The organism is Bacillus sp. Root131 (genome assembly GCF_001429475.1).
In the GTDB taxonomy this organism is placed as follows: Bacteria; Bacillota; Bacilli; order Bacillales; family Bacillaceae_G; genus Bacillus_A; species Bacillus_A thuringiensis_S.
In genome coordinates, this window is the sequence record NZ_LMJQ01000031.1 from 1 (window position 1) to 6,051 (window position 6,051).

Genomic DNA, 6,051 nt, shown 5'->3' on the forward strand with positions numbered 1-6,051 from the left:
AATCAGAATAGATGTATTCATCAGTTATTTGGATTAACTGCTTAGGAGTGGATTCCAGAAGGAATCTATGCCTTTTTTTGCGTTTGTCCATTATTTGCACCAGAACCTTATTTTGTTGTCTTATTAAATCTTCTGAAATGCGTTCTGTGGCAGATCTGTCTTCTGTAGGGGCACGACAACGATTCCTTCTTTTTGGGGCCACTCAAAATAGCCACAACCTATTTATTAATAGACTGTGGCTATTTTTGTCTAATTTGCAGCGTTTAATCTATGAGGTGAAATAGCCATATCAAATTGGATATCGGGTGGTTGCCGATTATCGTCCAATCCATATTTCCCGAATCGATTGATATGAAAGGTAAGGTATGGACTCAAATCAGATAGTACTTCTTCGTCTAATTCATTTCCTTCCTGGATGTATTCATGCAGGATACGGGTAAGTTGAAAAACGTTATAGAAAATAACACAATTTGCAATAAGATGATTGTATTTTATAATTTTCCGTTGTCTTTCCCGATGATTTTCTGCAATAATTCCATCTCCTCCGAAGAATAACCATTTTGTAAATCCATTAAAAGATTCGCTTTTATTTGTAGCCGCTTGAATAGTGCTTCTTAACTCCTCATCCGATAAATATTTCAATAAAAATAATGTGCGGATTGCACAACCTAATTCACGGAATGCTTGATATAATTTGTTTTTCTTGCTATATCCACTAAGTTTATTAAGAATAGTCGAAGGATGAATACGTCCCGTTTTAATAGACATCACTACACGTAACATATCCTCATAATGTTTTTCGATTATGTTCCAATTCACCGAAGTTGTAAATAGTTCATTAATATGCTGATAATTCGAGTTGTTATGCGGTCGTAATAATTTTAAATTTTTCCAATTTCGAATCCGGGGCATCAGTTGGATCCCTAATAAGTAGGATAACCCAAATATCGGTGCATTTTGTCCTTGCGTGTCAGAATGTAATGTATTAGGTTGAATATCAGATTGATTTTTCATTAGAATATCCAAAATATAAACCCCTTCCCAGACACCACAAGGTATAAAGTGACTGAATAAGGCAATATAATTATCTGAAACATGGTAATATCCAATTCCACCATACCCACCGTAACGAATATGATTTTCAGATAATAAGTTTTGTTCATAGAGATCCCATTTTGTACCATCAGCTGCAGCACTGTTTCCTGTTCCCCAATATTTTGGTAAATTAAATTTATTATAAGCATTAATTAACCATTCAATGGCTTTTTGGATATTTTCTTCAGTGACGTGTCGTTCATTAATCCAAGAAATTTGCCTTCGATCCACTGTACCAAGGGAACGTGCAGCTTGAGTAGGACCTAAATTACAACCATAACAAAAAGCAGTTGTTAAATATCTTTGAGTGGGTTTAGTAATTTTGGCATCATAACCAGAAATAGGACCAAAAAATCTTGTCCAGTTTAACCAATATTCTGTATCACTTAATAAATCTAAAACATTAATAGGTACCATTCTTTCTTCAATTCGTTTTCTAACAGCCTTTAATAACGGTGAAATCTTCTTCTTTTTTAATTTTGTGATAAAAGGTTCTCCGTTTCGAATGGTAACGGCTTTATTTTTTGGAAAAGAAGTATCCACTTTTTTCGCAAGTGATTCAAGCTTATTACACACCTGTGTTTTAAATGCCTCAGCTGTTGTTAGAAGGCCTGCCTGTTCACAAAATATATGTAAGTTTTGTTGATATTCATCCCAGGATATTAATTGCTCTCGATAATCAGCATATTGTTCGCTACCTTCAATACATAAATCTCCGGATTTCAATTCATTTCTAACTTGATAAAATACACAAGCTTCAAAGTGTCTTCGATTAATTTTGTCTGGATATACATTTCTTCTACGATTGGAGCTAATCCAGCGCCACCATCCTTCAGGAATCCAGGTTAAATCAACAAGAGGAACTGATTCCCAATCATTTTTATTCATTCCATTCTTACGTGTATAGATTGTTGAAATCCATTCGGATTTTTTAAGTTTATTTTTTAATAGGAAAGTAATAGCTTGTTCTAACCCTTTACTTTGTGTCGTAGATTTAAATCTTAATGATTCAAGCATATTAATTAATTAATTAATTAATTCAGATCGATTACTCTTTAAATATTTCCACATAAAAGAAAAGTAGTTATTTCCAGTATAAGCTAAATATTCGTCACAATTCTCTAAAATCTGTTGACCGCGATTTCCACCAATTAATGTTTCCAATGAGTGTAATCGTGTTTCTACATCAACGTCTAATTGATAAGTGGTGATGGTATCACGTAATGTAGTAATGAGTTCGTCTGTTTGTTTTTCTCGTTTTTCTTTTAAAATATGGAAAGCTCTTTCCGCTTTATTTTCAGCTTTTGCAACTCGTTTGATATACATCGTTCCAATATCGTCAATCGTTTTGGCGTGTTGAACATGCAATAAAGATATAGCTAGTGTATATCGTTTATGGGGTTCAAGTTCTTTCATACGAGCTGCATCTAATGTTTTTGCTTCTGCCGCTAATCGTTCTACTTTCGCAGGAGGAATATGTAAGTTTTGAAAAAAATTACTTCCCACCTGTCGGTCACTAATCCAATTTTTTCTTGCAATCCATGTCCTAATTTGTTCTAGTGTAGGACGACCGGGGTCTCGTTTTATCGCATGCCAATCAGAATAAGTGGCCCCATCAATCTGTTGAAATAGTGCATCTACTTTTGATTTTTCTTCATTACTTAATGAATCTGCAACTTGCTTATACAAAGTACGATAAGCTGTACTATGAATATGATCTACCGATTTTACTAATGTCTGAAATGCAGGCAATTCATAACTATGTTTAACTAATTCATCAATTGCAACATTTACAATATCACTTTTTGCGTCTTTTTCTAATACTGCATTTTCCATTGCCGATAGCATAATTTGACGAGCTTGATTATCAAATATCTTCGCTTGTCGGTAATTACGAATCATAGTAATTTGCCGTTTCCCAGTACCTGTCCGATGATAAGAATCCCATTTTTCATCACCCGAAAGGCTAATGTTAGATATTTTAGCGATATGCTTAATAATAACAAGTGGAACATCTGTAATGGGAACAAAATAGTTTAAACACTGAAAAACTTTTAGCATTATTAAAAAGTTTAGCTGAGAAAATGGATTACGAGAATGCATTTTAGTCCAATTTAATTCTTTTAATATAGGAGAAAATAGCTTATCTAGCTCTTTCGGTGTAGGATTACTCTTTAATCTTGGATAAGCTGTTTCTTGAACAGTCAGCATAAGGGGGCTCCTCTCTATTCATAGTAGGGTGTTTTTGCCCATTCCCTCGAGACAAAATGTTTATCCCAAATCGTGTATCTTCCTATATAAAGAGGATCTAGATACACTTGTAATTTCACAAATTTGTTTTACTGTCATATTTCCTTCTTCGTAAAGCTTCATCGCATAATTCATTCCTGCATGTTTCTCATGATATTTTTTTACTCGCCCTTGATATTTCCCCTCTTTTTTAGCAAGGGTAATTCCTTCACGCTGACGCATTCGAATTAAGTCCCTTTCTAATTGATTTACTCCTCCCATTACTGTCATTAAGAAATGACTATATGGATTTTCTTCTGATAAGTCTAACCAAGTATCTTTTAATGATTTTAAATTGGCTTGTTTATTTTTTATGTAATCAACTAATTCAAATAAATCCCTTGTACTTCGAGTAATTCGTGTTAAATCTGTCACATAAATGATGTCTCCTTCTTTAAGATTACCTAACATATTTTGAAGTTCAGGTCTATCTTGGGTGGCACCTGATACTTTTTCTTGATATATGATATCCACTCCGATTTCTTCCATCTGTTGTAATTGCCTCTTTGGGTTTTGATCTACAGAACTTACTCGTACATAACCTATCTTTCTCATATGTCACTCTCCTTTTTGAAACAAGTCATATGGGACACTCCGAGATACCATTATACCAGACTTATAAGAACATCCCAATAGAGTCTACTCTATTGGGATGTTTCTGTGATTATTTAATGAAAAGAGATAGAGTGAAAATCATGTACGAAATACATGTAAGTAAAACCAGAAAGAATATAAGCTTCGTATGAGATACATATCGTTCTATTCTTTTTCTCATCTCAATTAGTTTTATTTTTGCAACTTGGAAGAATCAATTAGAATTTGTCCCTTCCAAGATCCGGATACCTTTCCAATTTTATTTATATTTACATCTAATGTAAGTGGCTGCTTAAAGGAATCTTTTCCCTCAGGACCTTCCACAAATGTAAGGACACTTTCTGGTCGATCTTTATCACGAATACCTACATGATCTAATTCTTGCCCTGCCGCTTTTAGCTTGAATGGTAAGCCATTTTCTCCTTGAATAAATGGTAATTGTGAGAAGCTACCATCTTTTCCGTAGTACTCTGGGTTTTCCTCTTGTTGTCCATTTTCCTTGCCTTCACTTTTAAGATTTAATCCCGTTGTATCAAATTCATACGGTACTAAACTTCCATCTGCTTTTTCAATTTTATAATGAACAGATATACGTGAATCTGCCACATATAATTCTTTGAAATGTACCGTAACACCTTGATCTGTGATTTTCTCATCAATCGGAATGTATTGGCCATTTTTCATCATATCTTGTGTGACACCATTTTCATCTTGCATACCTTCATTTACAACCTTATCATTTGAAACTTCATTCGAAAAATAGGAAGCAACATTCGTCGCTGCCACTCGTACTTGTGGAATCATAGCTGTTGTGAAAAGTCCTGCTACAGCTACCACCGCATACATAAAGCGTTTTGATTTTTTATCCATATTCGTAAACAATCCCTTCTTCTGTTCAGTTTTTTCATTTATATAAGAAACATTTTCTAGTTTTGTGCGACTTTCAAATGTTTTCCACGCTTGATCAATATCAATGTTGATATCTTGTGATGAGTGTATAGTTTCATCCTCTAACATTACATGTTCCCATTGATTTAATTTACTAATTTCAAGTAATGTATTTTGGCATACTTCACATGTATCTAGATGCTTTGTAAATTCTTTTCTTTTATCATGAGGAAGCTCCCCATCTATAAACGCTTGAACAAACCCTTTATCATAACAATTCATTTGTTATGCCTCCTCTACTTGTTTATACATTTTACGAAACTTCTGTTTGGCTCGGACCAATAGTGTTCCAATAGAAGATATGTCAATATGAAGTACGTCTGCGATTTCTTTGTATTGAAAACCAGAAAATTTCATTAACAATATGGTTCGATCTCGTTCATTCATATTACTAAGTACGTTTTGTACTTTTGTAATCTCTTCTTTTCTAATCCAATCATCATCTAATGATGAGATAGGTTGAACCTCATGGTGTTGTATCGTTTTATCTATTCTCGCCTGATGCCTTTTTTCGGATCGTAAATATTTATATGCAACATAAGTAGAAGATTTTATGAGCCAACCAGGTAAGCTTTCAATTGTTTTCCAATCATTTCTATATAGCTGTAAAAATACTTCTTGTGCTAATTCTTCAGCAATAGGCTGATTTTTAACAATCCATAGAATTTGTTTCACAACGTAAACGTAGTATTGTTTAAATAAATCTTCAAATGTCAGATCCGAGACAGGCCTTTCTTCCTTTTTTATTTTTAACATGTCAGTTAAAACCTCACTCTCATTTGATGCCTGTATTATAAAGAACCCAGAAAGACGAGTTTTGTGACAAAAATGTTTATTTTTTTATTATGTACGAAAAAAAGCATTCATCTTTCAAGTAGATGAATGCAAAAATTAATTTGAAATTTAATGTATTTTTATAAGTGGCCCCAAAAAGAAGGAATCGTTGCCGTGCCCCCTGTACAGGCAGAACCACAATCTGATAAAGGACTCCATGGAAATTGAGGATCGGAGGTAATCGCAAAAGCTCGAAGTATTAAGATTTGAAATCGATTGTTGATTTCCCTGCATATTCTTTCCCTCATTTTGTTTGATGAAAATCTATTTTCAAATCCTAAATCAGTTCAT

5 protein-coding genes are annotated in these 6,051 nt (G+C 33.7%); all 5 read right to left on the bottom strand.

Annotation, left to right across the window (positions count from 1 at the left end; genetic code table 11):
• Window positions 1-249: 249 nt before the first annotated feature.
• Window positions 250-2,112 (bottom strand): Tn3 family transposase, encoded by a 1,863-nt coding sequence (locus ASE54_RS36575; protein ID WP_000894103.1) that lies wholly within the window; start codon window positions 2,110-2,112, stop codon window positions 250-252.
• Window positions 2,113-2,121: 9 nt separating this feature from the next.
• Window positions 2,122-3,306 carry a DUF4158 domain-containing protein gene (locus ASE54_RS36580; RefSeq protein ID WP_000958745.1) on the bottom strand — a complete coding sequence of 395 codons (1,185 nt, stop codon included), beginning with the start codon at window positions 3,304-3,306 and terminating at the stop codon, window positions 2,122-2,124.
• Between the two features lie 60 nt (window positions 3,307-3,366).
• Entirely contained in the window at window positions 3,367-3,939 is a 573-nt protein-coding gene (locus ASE54_RS26855; protein ID WP_001226082.1) for a recombinase family protein, read from the bottom strand.
• A gap of 231 nt (window positions 3,940-4,170) precedes the next feature.
• Window positions 4,171-5,148 carry a DUF4179 domain-containing protein gene (locus tag ASE54_RS26860; protein ID WP_000995923.1) on the bottom strand — a complete coding sequence of 326 codons (978 nt, stop codon included), beginning with the start codon at window positions 5,146-5,148 and terminating at the stop codon, window positions 4,171-4,173.
• Window positions 5,149-5,151: 3 nt separating this feature from the next.
• Window positions 5,152-5,682 carry an RNA polymerase sigma factor SigX gene (locus ASE54_RS26865; protein ID WP_000912779.1) on the bottom strand — a complete coding sequence of 177 codons (531 nt, stop codon included), beginning with the start codon at window positions 5,680-5,682 and terminating at the stop codon, window positions 5,152-5,154.
• Window positions 5,683-6,051: the final 369 nt, after the last annotated feature.

What these genes read in the sequence shown, in the direction of transcription:
- ASE54_RS36575 (WP_000894103.1), bottom strand. Translation starts at nt 2,112, where the DNA reads ATGCTTGAATCATTAAGATTTAAATCTACGACACAAAGTAAAGGGTTA.
- ASE54_RS36580 (WP_000958745.1), bottom strand. Translation starts at nt 3,306, where the DNA reads ATGCTGACTGTTCAAGAAACAGCTTATCCAAGATTAAAGAGTAATCCT.
- ASE54_RS26855 (WP_001226082.1), bottom strand. Translation starts at nt 3,939, where the DNA reads ATGAGAAAGATAGGTTATGTACGAGTAAGTTCTGTAGATCAAAACCCA.
- ASE54_RS26860 (WP_000995923.1), bottom strand. Translation starts at nt 5,148, where the DNA reads ATGAATTGTTATGATAAAGGGTTTGTTCAAGCGTTTATAGATGGGGAG.
- ASE54_RS26865 (WP_000912779.1), bottom strand. Translation starts at nt 5,682, where the DNA reads ATGTTAAAAATAAAAAAGGAAGAAAGGCCTGTCTCGGATCTGACATTT.